The organism is Streptomyces sp. NPDC000404 (genome assembly GCF_040300365.1).
GTDB lineage: Bacteria > Actinomycetota > Actinomycetes > Streptomycetales > Streptomycetaceae > Streptomyces > Streptomyces ramulosus.
In genome coordinates, this window is record NZ_JBEPDN010000005.1 from 1 (window position 1) to 19,883 (window position 19,883).

Sequence of the window (19,883 nt, forward strand, 5' to 3'; positions counted from 1 at the left end):
TCGATACGACAAGACCGCCGCCATCTACCTGGCAGCACTGCACATCGCGGGCATCTTCATCTGGTCCACACGATGATCCAGAAGAAACGCCCTAGCCCGCCCCGCACCACCGGTGAGGACCTGTTGTGCCCCACCCTACGGCCCCTCTCCCGGGTCCGTCACCCGAGCCCGCAGACGCCGGAGGGCAGGCACCCCCGCACGATGCCGATGCCGAACGGGTCGTGCTCGGAACCTGCATGCACCACGCCGAGAGCATCGCCGAAGTGCGCGAACTGCTCGACGGCACGGACTTCTACCGTCCTGCCCACGAGACGATCTGGGGCGCTCTGCTCCAGCTCCATCAGCAGGGAGATCCGACCGGCCCCATTGCCGTGTCCGCCCTGCTCCAGCGCCAGGGCGACCTCAACCGGGTCGGCGGCGCGAGCGCCGTCCACGCGCTGGCGAACGCAAGCGTGGCTTCCGGAAGCGCCGGCTACTACGCCGACATCGTGGCGCGCACGGCACGGCTTCGCCGCGTACAGAGCGCCGGTCTGCGGGCCGCCCAGCTCGCGAGCGATCCGGGCAGTGATCCGGAAGAGCTCCACACTGCCTTGGAGGACACGCTTCGCACCCGAGCGTGAGCGCGCCCGGAACGCCGGTACCTCGCGTCTGGATCGGTACGTCTCGGACGGCTGGGCGTTCGGCACCGACATCGGGGCGGAGACCGAGCCGCTGTGGGGCACCCCGGAGCAGACCGCTTGGGCAGCGGGCGAGAGCCTGATGATCGTGGGGCCACCGGGCGTCGGCAAGATCACGCTCGCCCATCAGGTCATCCTGGCCCGACTCGGCGTATATACCGATGTGCTGGATCTCCCTGTCGCCGAGAGCCGGCGCGTCCTCTATCTCGCCATGGACCGACCACCGCAGATCGCCAAGGCACTGGCACGTCACCTGGGCCCCAAGGACGAGCCGACGCTGCGCGACCGGCTTCGGGTGTGGTCCGGCCCGCTGCCCACCACTCTCGACAAGGATCCCCACCTCCTCGCCGAACTGGCCGCCGCCCACCAGGCCGACACGGTCGTGATCGACAGCCTGAAGGACGCGGTCAGCCGCCTGACCGAGGACGAGGCCGCCATTGCCTACAACAACGCCCGCCAGCACGCGCTACGCGAAGGCGCCCAGCTCCTGGAGCTGCATCACCAGCGCAAGTGGACCGGCGACACACCCCGCGACCAGCGCCCTGTCCTGGACCGGGTCTACGGGTCAACCTGGTTCACCTCCGGCGCGGGCAGCGTGCTGTTCATCGCCGGAGAGTCCGGTGACCCGGCGGTCAAGGTTCACCACCTCAAGATGGTGACCGGCGAGATCGGCCCGCTGCCGGTCATCCACAACCACCAGCGCGGCATCTCCTACGTCGAGCAGACCCTCGACCCACTGGCTCTCCTGCAGGCCAGCCCCGAGGGCCTGACCCCGCGCGAACTGGCCGCCCACCTGACCGACGAGCCCAAGCCCAGCCGCGCGGACGTGGAGAAGGCCCGCCGCAAGCTGGACCAGCTCGCCCAGGCCGGACACGCGGAGAAGGCCCAGGGCACCGCCGGCGGAGCCAGCCGCGGTCAGCAGGCCACTTACCGGGCCCGCCGCCTGGTCGCCGTCTCCTGACCTGACCGTCTGACCGGCCACTTACCAAGCCGCAGACACGTATCCGGCGCACCTGCGGTCGCCTCTCTTCCGGCCGCGGTCAGTCCCGGTCAAAGTCCCGGTCAGTTCCGGTGGCCTGACCGGGACTGACCGGACTCCGGTGACCGATCGGACAACGCACTGACCGTCCACTGAAGCCGCCCCGCAACTGCCCGCCGGACCGCGAAAAGCGTTCACGGAACCGTTCACGCCCACCGTGTACGTGACCCCCTGCACGGACCGATCACGGCGTTCACGAATAACAAGAAACCCCAGGTCAGGCGATCACGCCACCGCACACGGCGTTCACGCTCCGGACCGTTCACGCGCGTGCCCCCTCTTAAAGGGGGGCACGCGTGAACGCTCCTCCGTGCACGCCTTCCTTCTGCCGAATTCCCCGCCCTCTCTCAGGAGCGATCCATGCCCCGCCACACCGGCCTCCCCAAGCCTCAGGACACTGATCCGGACCCGGACAACTCCGACACGACGCGAGCTCATCGCGTCAGCCGACTGACCAGCCACACCATCCACGCGGCAGCAAGGTATGGCGTTGGACCGTCCAAGGACGGCGCCAACGGGGAAGCCTGCGCCCCAGGGGTGGCGCAGGCACTCGGGCACCAGGGGGTGCCCGAGGAGGACAAGCCCGCCGATGCGGCCGCTCCATCGCTGCCGCGCGCCGCCGAAGTAGCAGCCCTGCATCGCGTCGCCCGCCGCCGCCCCTACGGCAAGGGGCAGCGCAAGGAGCGAGTGGACGCCCGCTACAGCGTCGAGGAGAAGACCAAAATCCGCGCCAAGGCCCAGTCACTGAACATCACCGGCGCCTACCTCGTAGGTGCCGCCGTCATGGCCTACGTCGACGGCGATCTCGCCGTCCCCGGCCAGCGCACCCCCGTCGACGACTACATCGACGAGCTCAACGCCCTCCGCGCCCAGGTCGCGAGGATCGGCAACAACGTCAACCAGATCGCCCGCGTGCTCAACTCCGGCGGTGCTCCACACGCTGGGGATGCCGCCACCCTGGCCCAGGCCGAACGCACCCTGAACACCGTCCGGACCACCATCGGCGACATCGCAGCGGCCGCAAACCGAGCCGTCTCTACGAAGGCGACCGCATGATCGCGAAAATCAGCAGTGGCAAGAGCACGACCGGCCTGATCCGGTACCTCTTCGACACCAAGAAGGCCAAGGACCACACCGACCCACACCTGGTCGCCTCCTGGGACGGCTTCGCCCCCGACCCCGGCCGCGCCGCCGACCTCGACGCCACCAAGAAGCTCCTCGTCCAAGACCTCGACCTGCACGTCAAGCAGGCCGGGCGGCTCGGCCGGGCTCCCGAGCGGCATGTGTGGCACTGCTCGCTCCGTGCCGCGCCCGAGGACCGCATCCTCAGCGACGAAGACTGGGACCAGATCGCCCGCCGCGTCGTCGCGGCCACCGGCATCGCCCCCACCGGGGACCCCGACGGCTGCCGGTGGGTCGCCGTACGGCACGCTCCCGACCACATCCACATCGTCGCCACCAAAGTCCGAGCGGACTTGCGCCCGGCCCGCCACTGGAACGACTACCTGACCGCCGACCGCGAGCTCGCCGCAGTGGAGAAGGAGTACGGCCTTCACCGCGTCGTCCGCGGTGATCGCACCGCAGCCCAACGCCCCACCCGCGCCGAACAGGAAAAGGCCCACCGCGCCGGCCACCAGGCCACCTCCCGTGAGCGCCTGCGCACCACCGTCCGCACTGCTGTGGCGGTGGCCACCGATCCCGAGGAGTTCCTCACCGTGCTCGCCGGCACCGGTGTCCTCGTCGATGTGCAGCGCTTCCCCTCCGGTGACATCCGCGGCTACAAGGTCGCCCTCGACGGCGACACCAACGCCGCAGGCCAGCCCATCTGGTTCTCCGGCTCCAAACTCGCCCCCGACCTGTCCTTCCCCAAGATCCGCGAACGCCTGACCGCCACCGGCGCAGCCCTCGCCAGTCAGCAGTCGGGAAGCCGACGGCAGCCCGACCCGTGGCATCAGGCCACCGCCGCAGCTGAACGCATCCCCGCCCTCCTCGACCAGGGAAACGATGCGGCCGCGCAGGCCCACCTCGCCGCCTTCGGCGAAGCCCTCGACGCCCTCTCCGTCCTCGCACCCAAGGAGATCCGGCCCCAGATCAGCCAGGCCGCCCAAGCCTTCGAACGCGCCACCCGCTCCCGCATCAGCGCCGAACACCACCACGCGCGAGCCCTGCGCGGCGCCGTCCGATCCATGCTCCGAGAACCCGCACCCAAGGACGGGGCTGCCCTCGCGATGTTCCTCGACGCGGCCGTCCTCGTCACCATCGCCGCCGCCCGCTGGCACCAGGCTCGCCGCCACGGCCAGCAGGTCGTGGCCGCCCGCGAGAGCCTGTTGCACATCCAGGCCGCCTACGACCAGGCCGCAGCCGCACCCCTGGCCGCCCTGGCTCAGCGCAAACCATCCCAGCGGACGGTGGAACGACACATTCCGCAGATCCGGCAGGCCGCTCCCGCCCACGCAGAGCAGATACTGAACGACCCTGCCTGCGACGCCCTCACTACCGCCCTCGCCGCAGCCGAGACCGCAGGACACGACCCCACGCAGCTTCTCCACAAGGCCGTCGACCAGCGAGCACTGGACGACGCCGATTCTCCGACGAAGGTGCTGATCTGGCGTATCCAGCGCCTCACAGAGCGACCTGCTCCCAGCCCCCGGGCTCGTGCAGCGCAGGCTCGCTCGACTACAGCCGCACAACCATCCTGGAGCGCACAAGCGGACCCGACGGCCACGTTGCCCGGGCCCGGCCCGATGCCAAGCCACAGCCGACGTCCACGCCGCTGAGCAGTATGTCCCGAGACCAGAAAGCCGAAACTGAGAGCACCGCGCCCCTAACGGTGCGGCGGACTCACGCCCTGGCCCCCGCGGCATGCTCGGCAGCGTCCAAGACGAGTTCCCACGGGTACTCGGACGGGCGGCCCTGGCCTGGGGCGTTCGGCACGAACCCGCCGTCTCCGTACAGCACCTGTACGCCTGCACCCCGTAGCGTCTCGATGCTGCGGGGCAGCTGCGGGTGCGCGGCGTAGGCAGCGTTCACGCACGGCATCGCCACCATCGGGATTCCCTTACCGATGCCCTCGGCGACGACGCCGACGACGAAGGTGTGGGTGAGGCAGAGGGCCCAGGAGTTGAGGCTGTTGGCTGTGGCCGGCGCGAACGCGATCACGTCCGCTTTGGGCCACACGTCAGCGGTCCCCGGCATTTTGTACTGGGAACGGACCGGGTATCCGGTCTGCTTTTCCAGCTCCGCAATCTGCGGAGAGAGCCATTCGGCAGCGGTCGGCGTGAGGCCGACACACACAGTGAATCCCCGGTCCTGCGCTGCCTCGACAACGGCAGCGAAGTCATGGACGGGAGGGGCAGCGGAACCGAAGAGGTAGAGCACGCGCGACGTCATGCGCACTATCCGACCACACTCTCCATAACCCCGATTCGGCGGGAATCAGGGGCGGTGGCAGCCTCAACGCCGTTGGGCGCGGGTAGCGTTCCGGATGACGAGTCAGGAACGGAGACGAGCATGTCTGCTTCGGACGACGATCACACGGGAGCGCGAATCCGGCGCGAACGTAAACGCGCACACCTCACGCAACGCGGCTTGACCGAGAGGATTCCGTACTCGTACAGCCTGCTCAATCAGGTGGAGTGCGGCGCCCGGCAGGCGAGCGACGAGTTCGTCAACGCCGTTGCCCGTGCCTTGAACATCAACGTTATGGTGCTGACGGGGCAGCAGACCATGGGTGACGACCGCCTGACCGCCTTGGTAAGCCCGATCCGGGCCGCCCTCGACCTGTATGACTTGGAGCCAACAGGCACGCTTACACGTACGGCCGGCCAGCTGGCCGCAGCTGCCGACCAGGTGTGCCAGCAGGTACGCGCCACGCACCTGCGCAAGGCAGCCGACTCCCTGCCGGGCATCATCTCCGAACTGACACACCTCGCCGTTGCAGCGCCGACTACTCAGACGTGGCAGGCTCTGGCATCGAGCTACCGCACCGCATCCGATATCGCCCTGAAGCTGGGATTCCCCGACCTCTCCACCGTTGCTCTGGACCGTATGGGCTGGGCCGCCGAGCGCGCGTCCGATCCGTGTCTGGGCGCAATCCGCCAGTACAAGCGCGCGCTCGTCTACAAGGAAGGCAGCAACACCTCGGCCCTCGGTCGGCGACTGATCGAATCGGGGCACGAAATGCTGGACGGGCAGACGTCTCGCGAGGCGCTGGCGGTCCGTGGTCAGCTCCACCTCGGCTTGTCCGCGGTAGCGGCCAGGGCCGAGGACCAGAGCGCGGTGGAAACGCATATCTCCGCCGCCCGTGACCTTGCTGAGCGCGTTGGTGGCGAGGCCGGCGAGGTGCACTGGCTCTCCTTCGGACTGCGGAACGTCGCGCTGCACGCGATGGGCGCCTCGCTCGCGATGCGCCAGTACGACAGCGCCCTCAAACAGGCTCGGAAGATCAAGCTGCCGCCCTCCACCCTGACCTCGCGCCGAGCCCGGTTCTTGGTGGATCGAGCCGTGGTCGAGATGGAGACGGGGCTCACCGACACGGCGTTGAAGCACCTGGTGGAGGCGCGTCGCGCGGCCCCCGAGCAGACCCGATACCACCCGGGTACGCGAGCGGCAGTCACGGGACTGGTGCACATGGCGCGCCGCACACCGGACACGCTGAACCACATGGCCGCGTGGGTCGGCCTGTAGATCCGGCAACGCTCACAGCACTCACAAAACTGTGAGTGCTGCGCCCGTCGTGCCCCGTCACGCTGATCTCACTCGATCACCGAGACGGGGACACCATGACGCACCAAGCAGCAGTACACGGGCCCCGCGCGTACGCACTCACACTGCAGGCGCAGTCCGAGTCCGCTGGCATCGGCGCGGACGTGGCCGCGGCTCTGGTCGATACGCGCGGAAGCCTGAATCGCGCCGCAGCCGCGGGACTGTGCCACCGCCTGGGCGGTCGGTTGCCAGAGGTAGGGAATATCGCCGACGGGTCGTGGCGCGGCAGCCGAGAATGGGCTCACCTCGCCGGGAACCTCTCAGTCACCAAGTGGCTCCAGGCTCAGCCGACAAACGAGGCCAGCGAGCCGGGACGCACGGCGACAGATCACCTACCCCACACATCTCATCGCGCTTGTGTTCGTCCTCGCCGTCGAAATAGCGGGGGTCGACATGGCTGAGCTGACACAGCTTGCCGACCGGCTGTTCCCTCCAGCACCGAAATCCGTCAGTGAGGCGCGAGCGTTCGTGATCGACGAGCTGTATCAGTGGGGGCCACCAGACCGCCTGGACGACATCCTCCTGTGCGTGTCCGAGCTCGCCACGAACGCCGTCCTGCACAGCGGACCCGAGAATCATGCCTACCGCGTACGGCTGGAGACCGGCTCTGAGGAAGTACGGATCGAGGTCGACGACCGCGGCAGTGGCACCCCACACGTCCGCACGGACCATGACGACACCCACGGGCGCGGCCTACTCCTCGTCGCGGGCATCGCGGACGACTGGGGTGTCACCACGCACCGGGTAGGCAAGAGCGTCTGGGCCACCTTCGAGGTCGGTTCGTGGATGCCCGCGCTGCTCAACGTCATCCCTCCGCCATAGCGCCCCCGCCGCCGCCCCTAACGGCAAGCGGACATTCACCCCACAGCAACAGCACCTGATCGGAGAACCATGGCCGGCATTGAATACGAGGCGAAGGCCCTCGACATCGACCCCGAGAAGACGGCGCGCCTCATCACCGAAGCCGGCGGCATCCAGCAGGCCGGGCCCCGGCTCATGCGCCGCTACGTGTACGACACCATCCCGGCTGTCCCCGGACGATGGGTACGCCTGCGCGACACCGGCGCCGGTACGACCCTGTGCGTCAAGCAGATCGCCACCGACGCCGTCGATGGCACCCACGAGACCGAAGTCACCGTCGATTCCTTCGAGGAAGCAAGCGCACTCCTGGGCCTGGTCGGCCTGACGCCTCGCAGTTACCAGGAGAACCGACGCACCTCCTACACCCTTGGCGCGGTGCGTCTGGAGATCGACGAATGGCCCCGCATTCCGCCGTATCTGGAGATCGAGGCCGATGACGAGGCACAGGTCTGGGAGACGGCCACCGCTCTTGGGATCGACCGTGAGCGCTTGACGTCGATCAACACGACCAAGGTCTACGCCCTGTACGGCATCGACCTGGAATCCATCACCGACCTGCGGTTCGAGTAGACCGACGTCCGTTACTCCCGGCCGGGGCGCCCGCTCCGGCCGGCCCGGAGAGGGGGCACCATGCATGACCTCATGAACCTGCCGGTCGAGGTCAGACCGGACCGCACCTTACGCGTGAAGATCATCGACACGTGTGGCCTCGCCTGCTCGTTCTGCCACAACGAGGGAACGCCCGTCGCCACCGACAATGCCGGGCGCTCCGCCGGTCAGTTCACCGGCACGCCGGGCCGCTCCGGTCGCGTGTCGATCTACCTCAAGACCAACGGCGCCGACTTCCTGCCTGCCCGCATCCCCGCCGACACCGATTTCGCCCTCGCGCTCGCCGCGGTCCGCGGCAGTCTTCCCACCAACGAGGTGCACTTCACCGGCGGGGAACCGACCCTCCACCCCGACCTGCCGGGCCTGATCAGAATCGCCCGGAAACTGGGGCTGACCGTCGGCCTCACCTCGAACGGCGAGAACGGGGCGGCCGTCCTGCCGGAGGCCGCAGCCGCCGGCCTCGACCGGATCAACCTCAGTGTGTTCGGGACCACCCCCGATGAGCTCGCCGCCGTCCAAGCCCCGCGCCTCGCCTCCCCGAAGCTCGCAGCCCGCAAGCTGGACGCGCTCACGAAGACGATCGAGGTCGCTCGCGAGCACGGCATCAAGGTTTCCGCGAACATCGTCATCCCCGACCACCATCACGTCGAGCGGGTGCTACGCATCATCGAGGAACACGGCCGGTCCGTCGTGGTGCGCATGCTCGTCTCACTGGAGGACGACGGCGCGTCGCTGGCCGCTATGGGGGAGGTCGTCGACCACCTCGGCGCCGTCCCGGTCCGGCGGATCATCACCGCCGGAGCATCGGACCAGCGGATCCGGTACCGCCTGCCGGACGGCCGAACGCTCTACGCAAAGAGCATCCGGCCCGTGCGCCTCCCGGAGACCTGCGCCGACTGCCGGTTCAACAACCCGGACGACTGCCAGGAGGGGTACTACGGGGTCCGCATGTACCGAGCCACCGACGGCCCGTTCATGATCGGCGTGTGCATCCAGCGAATGGACCTCTGCTTGCCGCTTGGCGAGTTCGTCATGAGCCAGAGATGCCACGAAGTAGCCGCCTTCCGCGACGACGAGGCAGCCCGTCTCGCACGCCTGCACTCGGTCAAGGCAGCGGCCGGCGGTGCGTGAGCCGTAGGTCGGCCTGGCACCACCAGGGCCGCGGCGATCTCCGCCAGGGCCCTGCGCCACACGATTGTGGGGCGCCAAGCCCGCCCTGTTCGCGAGTTCAGGGATCGCCTCCAGGCGCTGCCTGACCCTGCTGGATCGGCGCCCTCTCACGTATCGCGAATCAGCTCACCCCTTGTAGCAGACAACCAAAGTGCCAGGATGGACGGCATGACGACGATCGACGGTGAAGTCGCTGCCGGATTCGAATCCGTACGCGAGGCGTTCGCGGCGAACTTTGCCCAGCACGGGGACATTGGCGCGGCGGTGTGCGTGTACCGGGATGGCAGGCCCGTCGTTGATCTGTGGGGCGGGATCGCCGACCCTGACAGCGGTCGTCCATGGACGCGGGACACGCTGCAACTCGTCTACTTCGCGACGAGGGCGCCACCGCAGCGGCGGCGCACCTCCTAGCCCAGCGCGGCAAGCTGGACCTGGACGCTCCGGTGGCCGCGTACTGGCCAGAGTTCGCCGAGAATGGCAAGGCGAACATCCTGGTGCGCTGGCTCCTCTCCCACCAGGCCGGCCTGGTCGCACTGGACCAGCCGGTACCGCTGGCCGACGCGCTCGCCTGGCAGCCGATAGCGGATGCACTGGCCGCTCAGCGCCCCCTGTGGACTCCAGGCACCGCCCACGGGTATCACGGCGAACCTTCGGCTGGCTGGATCGACACAGAGTAGTGGCGTTGATTCTCCCCTTCGTCTACTTGACGTGCGTCACAGCGCAGTCAGCTCCCTGCCTACGAGGTAGAGAGCGTTCAGTTGACGGCAGAGGCGCAGGCCAGGAACCGCCCGGCGGCCTTGCTCCATGACTCGCCCCGCGCGAGAGCGGCCGTGCCCTCGGTGCGCAGGGAGTCGACAACAGGCGCGAGGAAGTCGGTCCGCCGGTGCTCTGTGGTCTCCGGCCTCATGCCGCTCGCGTCGATCACGGACCCCACTCTGGCTTCAAAGACGGCCGCTCCTTGCGCGATGTCGTCCCCGATCCACTCGTTCATGTGCTCGGCCACCAGGGCCCACGTCATCTTGATCACGACGGGAGCGTATGGGCGGAGTGAGCCATTCGGGAGGGAAGGCGGCACGGCGTGCAAGAGGTGGGGGTTTGACCCCTTGAAGCCCTTCTCCCCGGCCGCCGCATTATGGCAGCTTGGACTCTGCCACGGTTCCAGGGGTGACCGGACGCTCTCCCCGTCGCTGACGTGAGACGTTTCCACAGGCCAGACGAGTGCGGGTACTTCAGGTGGATGCTTGCTGGTCCACATGATCCCGAAGATTCTGCGCCCACAGGTCGATCACAACCTCCGCCGGGCACAGCTTGCATCTGCCCATCGCGGGAGATTGGTGCGGGAGGCGTCGGCCGGGTACCTCATGCCATCGCGCGATCAGGGCCGGACGTGGGCACCGGTCGCGAGGTGTCTCTCTTCCCATACAGCCCAGCTCAGCCGATCGCTCGACTACGCTTCCTGCGTGGACTCGGCTGCCGCTTGCATGGAACTCGCATCGGCGGCTGGAGACGGCGCGCGACGTGTGTCACGCCGCGGACATCAGGGTTGGCGGCCTGCGTGACCGCCTTGACATACCGGGAAGAAGAGCCTTGGCCCTCAAGAAGACAGACCTCTACAGCTCACTCTGGAAGAGCTGCGATGAGCTGCGCGGTGGGATGGACGCCGGCCAGTACAAGGACTACATCCTCACGCTGCTCTTCGTGAAGTACGTCTCCGACAAGGCCAAGGCCGACCCTCACAGTCTCATCGACGTACCGCCCGGCGGTTCCTTCGACGACATGGTCGCCGCCAAGGGCGACAAAGAGATTGGCGATCGCTTCAACAAGATCATTAGCCGGTTGGCCGAAGCGAACGACCTGCGTAACGTCATCGACCTCGCCGACTTCAACGACGAGGAGAAGCTCGGCAAGGGCAAAGAGATCCAGGACCGGCTGTCCAAGCTGGTCACGATCTTCAGCGACCTTGACTTCCGGGGTTCCCGAGCCGAGGGCGACGATCTCCTCGGCGATGCCTACGAGTACCTCATGCGCCACTTCGCCACGGAGTCCGGCAAGAGTAAGGGCCAGTTCTATACCCCCGCCGAGGTATCCCGTGTGCTGGCCAAGGTGGTCGGCATCACCAGGGACACCCGTCAGGACCAGACGGTTTACGACCCGACCTGCGGCTCCGGCTCGCTCCTCCTGAAGGTCGCTGCCGAGACCTCACGCGGCATCACGATCTACGGCCAGGAGAAGGACAACGCCACGTGGGCGCTGTCCAAGATGAACATGATCCTGCACGGGAACGAGGACGCCGAAATCCTCAAGGGCGACACGATCACGAGCCCTCAGTTCACCAACGGCAGCGCACTCCAGACGTTCGACTTCGCCGTGGCCAACCCGCCGTTCTCGATCAAGTCCTGGAGTAACGGGCTGGAGCAGGAGTACGGCCGCTTCGAGTACGGCCGGCCGCCGGAGAAGAACGGCGACTACGCCTTCCTGCTGCACATCCTCAAGTCGCTCAAGAGCACGGGCAAGGCGGCGGTCATCCTTCCGCACGGAGTGCTCTTCCGGGGTAACGCCGAAGCCGACATCCGCCAGCGCCTGTTGAAGCAGGGGTTCATCAAGGGCATCATCGGCCTGCCAACCAACCTCTTCTATGGGACTGGCATCCCTGCTTGCATCATCGTTCTGGACAAGGAGAACGCCGTCGGCCGTACCGGCGTCTTCATGATCGACGCGTCCAAAGGCTTTATAAAGGACGGCAACAAGAACCGCCTCCGCAGCCAGGACATCCACAAGATCGTTGACGTCTTCACGCGGCAGAAACCGATCGACCGCTACTCGCGCATGGTTCCGCTGTCGGAGATCTCCGATCCGAAGAACGACTACAATCTCAACATTCCCCGATACATCGACTCCTCCGAGCCCGAGGATATTCAGGACCTCCACGCACACCTGCACGGCGGCATCCCTGACCGCGATCTCGACGCGCTCAGTGGTTACTGGGACGCCTTCCCGCAGTTGCGCAGTCAGTTGTTCCAGCCGGACCGTCCTGGCTACAGCGACCTGACCGTCGATGCCAGCCAGGTTCAGCAGGCAATCCTTGATTCGCCCGAGTTCCAGAAGTTCACCCAAGAGACCCGGGAACTCACCACTGAGTGGTTCGACGCCCACCGCAAGCAGCTCGAAGGGATAGACGAGACCACTCGGCCAAATGATCTCATCGCCACCCTCGGTGACGACCTGCTTGCCCGCTTCAAAACAGTGCCTTTGCTGGATGAGTACGACGTCTACGAACAGCTCATGACGTACTGGCACGACGTCATGCACGATGACGTTTTCATGGTTATGAACGACGGCTGGCTTGGCGCCGCCAAGCCGCGCCGGATTGTCGTGGACAAGGATCGAAAGCTCTCCGACACTCCAGACCTCGTGGTGGGTACGGGGCGTAGTGCTGAGAAGTACAAGATGGACCTTCTCCCGCCGAATCTGATCGTTGAGCGCTACTTCGCCAAGGAACGCGCTGAAGTCGATGAGCTCATGTCGGTATGGGCAGAGGCGAGTCGGCTGGTCGAGGATTACGTAGAGGAGCATGCCGTCGAGGGTGGGCTCCTAGCGGAAGCGATGGACGATGAAAAGATCAACAAGGCGCTCGTCTCGGCTCGCCTGAAGAAGGCGCGGCACGAGGATACGGATGCAGACGAGGTGGCCGCCCTGTCGCACCTGATCAAGCTTTACAACTCGGAGGCGGTAGCGAAGAAGGCGGCTAAGGAGGCGGAAGCTGCGCTCAGCAGTGCCACCCTAAAAAAATACGGCGACCTCACCGAGGAGGACGTGCAGACACTTGTGCTGGACGCCAAGTGGTGGTCCACGGTTGCAGCTCGCGTCGCCTCCGAAGCTGAGGCCCTAACACTCATCCTGGTGAACCGAATCCAGCAGCTTGGTGACCGCTATTCCCAGACTGTCGGCGCACTCACAGCCGAGTTGGAGAAGCTTGAATCTAAGGTTGCCCAGCACCTGTCTAAGCTGGGAGTTGAAGCGTGAGCGCTGTTAACAAGAGTTCCCGCACACAAGGTCTGTGCTGGAGCAAGGTGCCCCTTGACGAAGTCGCCACCCGGGGGAGCGGGCACACTCCCAATAAGAAACGCGCGGAATACTGGAATGGGAACATCCGCTGGGTGTCACTTAAAGACACATTCAGGATGGATCGGGGGCTGATTTCAGAAACGGCTGAAAGTATCACGCATGCAGGCTTGGCTAACTCTTCGGCGGTGGTGCACCCTTCAGGATCTGTGATCCTTCTGCGGGATGCCGGAATTGGGAAGAGTGCTGTCCTCCAGGGGGATATGGCCGTAAGTCAACACTTCATGGTCTGGAATTGTGGTCCTCGGCTCGATAACTGGTTTCTGTACTACTACCTTCAGTCCATGAAAGCCGAGTTTGAGCGGATCTCTAACGGTAGTACGATCAAGACCATCGGTCTCGACTACTTTCGGCAGCTTACGATCCCGCTACCTGAGGTTGAAGAGCAGCGCCTGATTTCTCAGATGTTTGTCGATGTCGATTGCTTGATCGCTTCTCTAGAGCGGCTTGTTGCCAAGAAGAAGGCGATCAAGAAGGGCCTCATTCAGGAGCTTCTCTCCGGCAGGAGTCGGCTCCCGGGTTTCTCCGGTGCATGGCGTGAGGTGCCGTTTGAGAATTTGGCGACCTTGGTTACGGAGCGCATCGACCCGCGAAATATTCCCGGTAATGTAAAGCTCGTCGAATTGGAGCACGTGGCGAGTGGGTCCGGTCGACTTGCCGGCTACGCCACCGTTTCCGGCGCAGTTTCCCTGAAGGCGGTGTTCCGCACCGGCGATGTTCTATTCGGTAAACTTCGCTCCTATCTTCGTAAGTATTGGCTTGCGGAATTTGAAGGAGTGTGTTCGACGGAGTTTTGGGTGCTGCGGCCGACAGACTGCAATGTGAATTCTTTCCTGCGGTACGTCGTTGAGTCGGATTGCTTCATTGAGGTTGCCAGTGGCGGCTATGGGACCCACATGCCTCGCGCGGACTGGAGCATTGTGAGGAAACTTCCGATTATGCTTCCAAGCCCAGATGAGCAAGAGGCGATTTCGCGAGTTCTCGCAGATGCTGATGCCGAACTCGGGGCTCTCTATGCGCGCCTGGACAAGGCTCGTGACATGAAGATCGGCATGATGAAGGAGCTTCTCACGGGACGAACGCGCCTAATTGGTCAGGGGGGAAACGGCGAATGAGCGACGTCGGACAGGTCGAGCGTGAGACGCAGAAACGGGTCGTCCGGCTGTTCAAGGAGCGGCTGAGCTACCGCTACCTGGGCAACTGGGAGTACCGCACCGGCAACTCGAACATCGAAGTCGAGCTGCTGGAGTCGAACCTGTGCGCCCGGGGCTACGACAGCACCCTCGTCAGCAAAGCGATCGACCAGCTGAAGAAGGCGGCCGCGCTTGGTGGCGGTCGTGACCTGTACGAGGCGAACCGCGCCGTCTATGAGCTGCTGCGCTATGGGGTTAAGGTCAAGCCGGGCGCCGGTGAGCAGATGGAGACGGTGTGGCTCGTCGACTGGACGCGCCCCGAAGCCAACCACTTCGCCCTGGCTGAGGAAGTGACAGTGCTGGGGCAGCACACGAAGCGCCCAGACATCGTGCTGTACGTCAACGGCATCGCCTTAGGGACGATTGAGCTCAAGCGCTCGAAGGTCGCCGTCTCTGAAGGCATCCGCCAGAGCATCGGGAACCAGCGGCCCGAGTTCATCCGCTCGTTCTTCACGACGGTGCAGCTCGTCATGGCCGGCAATGACGTGGAGGGGCTGCGTTACGGCGTTATCGATACGCCCGAGAAGTACTGGCTCGCATGGCGTGAACCGTCCGACATCGCCGATCCCCTCGACCGGTCCTTGATGCAGCTCTGTTCGAAGGAGCGCCTGCTCGAGCTGGTTCACGACTTCATGGTCTTCGACGCGGGACAGAAGAAGACGTGTCGACACAACCAGTACTTCGGCGTCAAGGCGGCTCAGGAGCGGATCGCCAAGCGCGAGGGCGGCATCATCTGGCATACCCAAGGCTCCGGCAAATCACTCACGATGGTGTGGTTGGCTAAGTGGATCCGGGAATCTCAGGTTGGGACAAACCCACGGGTCTTGTTGATCACTGACCGGACCGAACTGGATGATCAGATTCAGAAGGTCTTCCAGGGAGCCAAGGAGGCCATCTACCGGACCAAGAGCAGCGCTGACCTCCTCGCCACCTTGAATGCGAGCAAGGATTGGCTGATATGCTCGTTGGTTCATAAGTTCCGTGGCTCGGAAGATGATGCCGCGCGAGATGAAGCTGAGAATGAATTCATTCGTGAGCTCAAAGCGACTGTCCCCAAAAATTTCCAGGCTAAGGGCAACCTCTTCGTCTTCGTGGACGAAGCTCATCGTACGCAGTCGGGCAAGATGCACGACGCTATGAGGGCGCTCATGCCGGGGGCCATGTTCATCGGCTTCACCGGCACACCTCTCCTCAAGAAGGATAAGGACACCACGGTCCAACGGTTCGGCAGCTTCATTCACACCTATAAGTTCAACGAGGGCGTTGCCGACGGCGTCGTGCTCGACCTGCGGTACGAGGCGCGCAACATTGACCAGGACTTGACCTCGCCGGCGAAGGTCGATCAGTGGTTTGAAGCCAAGACTCGCGGCATGACTGACCTCTCCCGCGCCGAGCTCAAGAAGCGCTGGGGCACTGTGCAGAAGGTCGTTAGCTCGGAGCCACGGGCCCGGCAGATCGTCAACGACGTCCTGTTCGACATGGAGACCAAGCCGCGGCTGATGGATGGTCGAGGCAATGCCATGCTCGTGAGCCAGAGTATCTACCAGGCGTGTAAGTTCTACGAGCTGTTCATTCAGGCCGGATTCAAGGGAAAGTGCGCCATCATCACGTCGTACGCACCGCAGGCGAGTGACATCGCTAAGGAAGACTCAGGTCATGGTGCGACCGAGCGGCTGCGTCAGTACGAGATCTATCGGCAGATGCTCGCGGATCACTTCAACGAGCCTGCGGATCAAGCGATGGGCAAGGTCGAGCAGTTCGAAAGGGACGTCAAGGAACGTTTTATCAATGACCCGGCCCAGATGCGGCTGCTCATCGTCGTCGACAAGCTCCTAACCGGCTTCGATGCCCCAAGCGCGACGTACCTGTACATCGACAAGAAGATGCAGGACCATGGTCTGTTTCAGGCGATCTGTCGAGTCAACCGCCTCGATGGCGATGACAAGGACTACGGCTATATCGTCGACTACCGCGACCTGTTCAACTCCCTTAAGTCCGCGATCAAGGACTACACCGGTGCTGCTCTGAAGGGCTTCGATAAGGAGGACGTCGAGGGGCTGCTGCCAGACCGAATCGAAAAGGCCCGTGACGGCCTCGATGAGGCTCTGGAGAGGATTCGAGCGCTCTGCGAGCCTGTCGAACCACCAAAGAACACCCTCCAGTACCAGCAGTACTTCTGCGCCAGGGAACAGGGTAATATTGAGCAGCTCAAGGCCAACGAACCCAAGCGGGTTGAGCTTTATAAGTCTGTGGCGGCCGTGACCCGCGCGTACGGCAACCTCGCCAATGAAATGCACGCTGCTAGGTACAGCGACGCCGAAGCCGCAGCCATCAAGGAAGAGATTGCCCATTACGCCAACGTGCGTGAAGAGGTGAAGCTCGGTGCTGGCGAGAATGTTGACTTCAAGCAGTACGAGGCCGGCATGCGACACCTGCTGGACACGTACATCAGCGCCAGCCCCTCCGAGGTGGTATCTGACTTTCAGGATGCCGGGCTGGTTCAGTTGATCGTCGAGTTGGGAGCTGGTGCGCTAGACAAGCTTCCCGCGGGTATCAAGAAGGATCCCGAAGCGGTGGCGGAGACGATCACCAACAACATGCGCAGGGTGATTATCGACGAGCGGCCGATGAACCCGAAGTACTACGATAAAATGTCAGAGCTGCTTGACGCCATACTCGAGGAACGGCGGCAGGGCGCTCTGGAATACAAGGAGTACCTCGCGCAGCTTCTGGAGCACGCGTCCAAGCTCGGCAAGGGCGAGTCAGACACCAAGTACCCGGAGTGGGCTAACAACGGTGCTCGCCGCGCTCTGATTGATTTCTTCGGCCAGTCACCGGAGCTGGCCGCGGTTGTGGATACCACGGTCCTCCATACCAAGCCTGACTCGTGGGTGGGCAACGCGATGAAGGAAAAGAAGGTCAGGCGCGCGCTTGCTCAGGCACTGACCGCCGACTTCGACCGGCTTGATGAGCTGTTGGAACTACTGAAGGCGCGTCGTGAGTACCGCTAGTGCCTCTCTCACCATCCGTGGCATCGACGTCGACGTCATCTACAAGAACATCAAGAACTTGCACATCGGTGTCTACCCGCCACTCGGACGCGTTCGTGTAGCTGCGCCGCACCAGCTCGACAATGAGCAGGTTCGGCTCGCTGTAATCCAACGCCTACCGTGGATCAAAAGGCAGCGGGAGCAATTTCGTTCAGCCGCGCGGCAGTCCACGCGAGAGATGGTGACAGGCGAGTCCCACTATGTGTGGGGCGTTCGCCGCAGGATGAAGGTCGTGGAGCGTCCCGGTCGGGCTCATTTTGAGCTAGACGGTGAACGGCTTATGTTGTACGTCCCGGCCGGCGCAACGGCTGAACGGCAACGAGAATTGTTGGACCGCTGGTATCGGGAGCAGCTTCGGCATGTCCTACCGGGTTTGATTGCCAAGTGGGAAGCCATCCTCGAAGTTTCGGTGCCGCGGTGGAATATCAAGCGGATGAAGACCAAGTGGGGCTCGTGTAATCGCGAGAACGGGCGTATTTGGTTCAACGTCGAGCTTGCCAAGAAACCTCCAGGATGCCTCGAGTACATCGTTGTCCATGAGATGACGCACTACTTTGAACGCAACCACGATAAGCGCTTTACTGAGCTTATGGAGAGGTATATGCCGAATTGGCGGAGCCTTCGTGACCAGCTAAATGACGCGCCACTTGCAGAGGAATCGTGGGCCTGAGAGAGGGAGGAAAAGTCCCCTCGCAGGACAAACCTACGCAAACAGCATCGCAGGACGGACGGCGATGTGAGCCGCCAAAGGGGCACGGCCTTGAGTTGAAGGTGTCGTGATCGTCCTGTCAGAGCGAGGCGATAGAGTCCAAACTCAGTTTGACCGAAGTGCGGGTGTCCGCCGCAGAACCGGAGGCTCGACCCGGTGAAGTTCATTGTCCTGCCCCAAGACACGCCAGTGCGCTCAGGCCCCGAGGCTGTGGTCTTGGTAGTCGATGACTGGGATGACTTTGGCTTCCGGACGGGCTATACGCTCTGGTACAGAGACTCGCAGTCGCAGACGAAATTGGGTTTCGTCAAGATCGCCGTCGCTGAGCAGGAAGATGGCCCTAGCCCCATCCGTCCCGGGGTCTACGATGACTCGCCACCGGGTGAGCTCTTCTCCCTCGGGCAGAGTGATCGCTACTACGACAACATCAAGAAGCTTGGACACGACAGGCGCGAAGCAATCCTTCGGGGACTGTCTGACGTGGCTTACAATCTCGACCTTCTTGAATCCGCTATGCAGTACCCAGTGACACGCTCATCACTGTTGCGAACGATCGAGGAACAGACGGTCAGGGTGCAGTTCAACCGGATCGCACGCGGCGGAGTCCGGCTGACTGAGTACCGGTTCTGCTACACAGCACCGGGGCATGGGGCTGAGAGCACTCTCGACTTCAAGGTCGATCCGGAATCCACGCCGTCTAGCAATATCCATGTCCTCGTCGGTCGCAACGGAGTTGGCAAGACGACCTTGCTGCGGAATCTTGCCGCTGCGGTTGTCTGGCCCGAGAGGCACACGGAATTCGGCCGCGTGGATGTGCTCCCGACGTCCACGTCCGCAACGGGCGAGCGGTTCGTAAACGTGGTATCAGTTACCTTCAGCGCCTTCGATCCCTTCGTCGAAGTGGTCGAGGAGAGCGATCCCCAAGCGGTGAAGTACACCTACGTCGGCCTTCAAGACAACTCGCTAGACGATCTGCCCACCGGCACCCAGCAGCAACGGCTGCAAGCGGCCTTCAACGCTGGAGTCCACGCCGTCATCAACTCGCGCGAGCTCATGCGCTGGCGTGAGGCCATGATGCTTTTGAGTCGTGACCCGCAGTTCGCGAACTCCGCCATCGCGGCCTATGCCCGGGACATACGGGCCGGCATGAAAGTTCGTGAATCCCACTTGCGGGAACTGACCTCTGCCTTCGGGCGGATGAGTTCAGGTCACGCTATCGTGGCGCTGACCATGACACAGCTCGTGCATCTCGTGGCAGAGCAGTCCCTGGTCCTGGTGGACGAGCCTGAGGCCCATTTGCATCCGCCGCTGCTGGCTTCCTTCATGCAGGCGCTGTCTAACCTGTTGTCCGCGCGCAACGGCGTCGCAGTGGTTGCTACACACTCGCCAGTCGTACTTCAGACGGTTCCGCGGTCCTGCGTCTACAAGCTCATACGTCAGGGTGAGAGCAGCCGCTCCGAGCGCCCGCTGATTGAGACGTACGGTGAGAACGTGGGTGTGCTGACCCATGAGGTCTTCGGGCTGGAGGTGATGGAGTCCGGCTTCTATGCGGAGATCGGCAAAGCGGTGGCCGCGCTGGACACCTACGAAGAGGTTGTTTCCCACTTCGGCGGCAAGCTCGGCGGAGAGGCAAAGGGGTTAGTCCGGATCCTTCTCGCAGAGAAGACGGATGGTTCCCTTTGATGTGGC

15 protein-coding genes and 1 pseudogene are annotated in these 19,883 nt (G+C 64.1%); 14 read left to right on the forward strand and 2 right to left on the reverse strand.

Annotated features, from left to right (window positions below):
* Nucleotides 1-236 precede the first annotated feature (236 nt).
* From ABT345_RS10205 to ABT345_RS10220, 4 genes are all read left to right on the forward strand, one after another.
* Complete coding sequence (locus ABT345_RS10205; protein ID WP_345086640.1) at nucleotides 237-620, forward strand: DnaB-like helicase N-terminal domain-containing protein; 384 nt, start codon at nucleotides 237-239, stop codon at nucleotides 618-620.
* Nucleotides 565-1,638, forward strand: coding sequence for an AAA family ATPase (locus ABT345_RS10210; protein ID WP_345086638.1), 1,074 nt, complete (start codon nucleotides 565-567; stop codon nucleotides 1,636-1,638). Before ABT345_RS10205 ends, ABT345_RS10210 begins: the two co-directional genes overlap by 56 nt.
* A 615-nt stretch (nucleotides 1,639-2,253) precedes the next feature.
* Complete coding sequence (locus ABT345_RS10215; RefSeq protein WP_345086636.1) at nucleotides 2,254-2,772, forward strand: MobC family plasmid mobilization relaxosome protein; 519 nt, start codon at nucleotides 2,254-2,256, stop codon at nucleotides 2,770-2,772.
* Complete coding sequence (locus ABT345_RS10220; protein ID WP_345086634.1) at nucleotides 2,769-4,493, forward strand: relaxase/mobilization nuclease domain-containing protein; 1,725 nt, start codon at nucleotides 2,769-2,771, stop codon at nucleotides 4,491-4,493. The genes ABT345_RS10215 and ABT345_RS10220 overlap by 4 nt, the downstream gene beginning before the upstream one ends.
* 64 nt (nucleotides 4,494-4,557) lie before the next feature.
* On the opposite strand, the gene ABT345_RS10225 is transcribed toward ABT345_RS10220, so the two are convergent.
* Nucleotides 4,558-5,106, reverse strand: coding sequence for a flavoprotein (locus ABT345_RS10225; protein ID WP_345086632.1), 549 nt, complete (start codon nucleotides 5,104-5,106; stop codon nucleotides 4,558-4,560).
* A gap of 120 nt (nucleotides 5,107-5,226) precedes the next feature.
* Between ABT345_RS10225 and ABT345_RS10230 the strand changes: the two genes are divergently transcribed.
* The 5 genes and pseudogenes from ABT345_RS10230 to ABT345_RS10250 all read left to right on the forward strand — a co-directional run.
* A complete protein-coding gene (locus tag ABT345_RS10230) occupies nucleotides 5,227-6,402 on the forward strand; it encodes a helix-turn-helix domain-containing protein (protein WP_345086630.1) in 1,176 nt (391 codons plus the stop codon).
* A gap of 435 nt (nucleotides 6,403-6,837) precedes the next feature.
* Nucleotides 6,838-7,302, forward strand: coding sequence for an ATP-binding protein (locus ABT345_RS10235; RefSeq protein WP_351321617.1), 465 nt, complete (start codon nucleotides 6,838-6,840; stop codon nucleotides 7,300-7,302).
* A gap of 69 nt (nucleotides 7,303-7,371) precedes the next feature.
* Entirely contained in the window at nucleotides 7,372-7,911 is a 540-nt protein-coding gene (locus ABT345_RS10240; protein WP_345086626.1) for a class IV adenylate cyclase, read from the forward strand.
* A 60-nt stretch (nucleotides 7,912-7,971) separates the two neighbouring features.
* Nucleotides 7,972-9,081: a radical SAM protein gene (locus tag ABT345_RS10245; RefSeq protein WP_345086624.1), complete on the forward strand. Its 1,110-nt coding sequence runs from the start codon at nucleotides 7,972-7,974 to the stop codon at nucleotides 9,079-9,081.
* 207 nt (nucleotides 9,082-9,288) lie between these two features.
* Nucleotides 9,289-9,785, forward strand: a pseudogene (locus tag ABT345_RS10250) (serine hydrolase domain-containing protein); the annotation flags it as partial.
* An 89-nt stretch (nucleotides 9,786-9,874) separates the two neighbouring features.
* Here ABT345_RS10250 and ABT345_RS10255 read toward each other — a convergent pair.
* Nucleotides 9,875-10,147: a hypothetical protein gene (locus ABT345_RS10255; protein WP_345086622.1), complete on the reverse strand. Its 273-nt coding sequence runs from the start codon at nucleotides 10,145-10,147 to the stop codon at nucleotides 9,875-9,877.
* Between the two features lie 560 nt (nucleotides 10,148-10,707).
* Here ABT345_RS10255 and ABT345_RS10260 point away from each other — a divergent pair.
* From ABT345_RS10260 to ABT345_RS10280, 5 genes are all read left to right on the forward strand, one after another.
* Nucleotides 10,708-13,143, forward strand: coding sequence for a type I restriction-modification system subunit M (locus ABT345_RS10260; protein WP_345086620.1), 2,436 nt, complete (start codon nucleotides 10,708-10,710; stop codon nucleotides 13,141-13,143).
* Entirely contained in the window at nucleotides 13,140-14,357 is a 1,218-nt protein-coding gene (locus tag ABT345_RS10265) for a restriction endonuclease subunit S (RefSeq protein WP_345086618.1), read from the forward strand. The genes ABT345_RS10260 and ABT345_RS10265 overlap by 4 nt, the downstream gene beginning before the upstream one ends.
* Nucleotides 14,354-17,446: a type I restriction endonuclease subunit R gene (locus ABT345_RS10270; protein ID WP_345086616.1), complete on the forward strand. Its 3,093-nt coding sequence runs from the start codon at nucleotides 14,354-14,356 to the stop codon at nucleotides 17,444-17,446. Before ABT345_RS10265 ends, ABT345_RS10270 begins: the two co-directional genes overlap by 4 nt.
* Entirely contained in the window at nucleotides 17,433-18,155 is a 723-nt protein-coding gene (locus ABT345_RS10275) for a M48 family metallopeptidase (RefSeq protein WP_345086614.1), read from the forward strand. Before ABT345_RS10270 ends, ABT345_RS10275 begins: the two co-directional genes overlap by 14 nt.
* Nucleotides 18,156-18,350: 195 nt before the next feature.
* Entirely contained in the window at nucleotides 18,351-19,877 is a 1,527-nt protein-coding gene (locus tag ABT345_RS10280; protein ID WP_345086612.1) for an AAA family ATPase, read from the forward strand.
* Nucleotides 19,878-19,883 lie beyond the last annotated feature (6 nt).